At 66.9% G+C, this 643-nt stretch carries 1 protein-coding gene; it reads left to right on the plus strand.

The window, feature by feature from the left end:
- Positions 1–643 (plus strand): ubiquinol-cytochrome c reductase iron-sulfur subunit (locus BI06_RS28390; RefSeq protein WP_043472418.1); only part of this gene is annotated, 643 nt, incomplete at both ends.

Below are 643 nucleotides of genomic sequence, written 5' to 3' on the forward strand. Positions count from 1 at the left end.
GAACTTCGCGCTCGGCATGACCCTCGGTCTGGCGCTGTTCCTCATCGGCGCGGGCGCGGTCCACTGGGCCCGCACCCTGATGTCGGACCACGAGATCCCGGCCGAGCGTCACCCGATCGAGGCCGACGACGAGGTTCGCGCCGACGTCATCGAGCAGTTCCGGACCGGTGCCGCGGAGTCCGGCTTCGGCCGCCGCAAGATGATCCGCAACACCCTCATCGGTTCGATGGCCCTGGTGCCGCTGTCCGGTGTGGTCCTCCTGCGCGACCTGGGCCCGCTGCCCGAGGACAAGCTGGAGCACACGGGTTGGGAGGAGGCGACCGACGCCAAGCCCCTGCAGCTCATCAACATGAACACCAACCAGCCGATGAAGGCCGAGGACATCATCACGGGGTCGCTGACCTTCGCGATGCCCGAGGGCCTGAGCACCCACGACGAGGACTTCCAGCAGCGCATCGCCAAGGACGCCCTCATGCTGGTGCGCATCGCGCCGGAGAACATCAAGGACGACAAGTCCAAGGAGAAGGGCTTCGAGGGCATCCTCGCCTACTCCAAGATCTGCACCCACGTCGGCTGCCCGATCAGCCTGTACGAGCAGCAGACCCACCACGCGCTCTGCCCCTGCCACCAGTCGACCTTCGAC

This window comes from Kitasatospora sp. MBT66, assembly GCF_000710405.2.
Lineage (GTDB): Bacteria > Actinomycetota > Actinomycetes > Streptomycetales > Streptomycetaceae > Kitasatospora > Kitasatospora purpeofusca.